The sequence below is a fragment of the Photobacterium sp. GB-56 genome (assembly GCF_003026105.1).
Taxonomy (GTDB): domain Bacteria; phylum Pseudomonadota; class Gammaproteobacteria; order Enterobacterales; family Vibrionaceae; genus Photobacterium.
The window spans coordinates 1-695 of the sequence record NZ_PYNW01000057.1; the positions used below are offsets into that span (position 1 = coordinate 1).

Consider the following 695-nt stretch of genomic DNA (forward strand, 5'->3'; position numbering starts at 1 on the left):
CCTAACGCATAATAAGCACGCCCATCTCGGCGTGCTTTTTTGTGGAGGTCATATCTCATAATCAGGCCAATTATTGCCCAGTCTATTTAGCGTGTATTCTCACTCTGGAAATCGTTAACGCCGAAGATAGATTGAAAATAACCATGAAAAATACCCCGTATAACTCTCAGCACATACCGCCGCAAGCGCCGGGGAATCAGCAAGGCTTTTGGTCAAACATGGCCAGAAAAGGTGTACATTTTCCGTTTACTCGTAACAATTATCATGTGCCAATTAAAGAGCTGGTATCACGAAAGGCCTCTGAGCTTAAAATATTTAGTCCGACAGAGCAAAGATACAATGAGCGTCAAATTGATGATATGACCTTTCCCTGGTGGGGGATGATTTATTTTCACTTTGCCTCTATTGCAAAAGTCATTACATTATATCTGATGCCCTTGGCTTTATTAGTTTGTGGTGTAATGAACCTTTCGGATAGTTCAGGCCAGGATGAATACAATCAAATCTATCTCGGTATAACCTTCATTGGAGTAGTCTGTTTTGTACTTTGGAAATCTTTCTCTTTCTGTGGTAGCAAACTGCCGCGAAAACCGTTATTTAGATTAAGTCGAGAAACGGGGATGGTCACGTTATTTGGTCAGGGTGATAAGGTGCGATTTAGTCATCCTTTTATTGAGTTTGATTGCTACCTAACT

1 pseudogene is annotated in these 695 nt (G+C 41.0%); it reads left to right on the top strand.

The features are described from left to right. Positions 1–143: 143 nt before the first annotated feature. Positions 144–695, top strand: a pseudogene (locus tag C9J42_RS21335) (hypothetical protein); the annotation flags it as partial.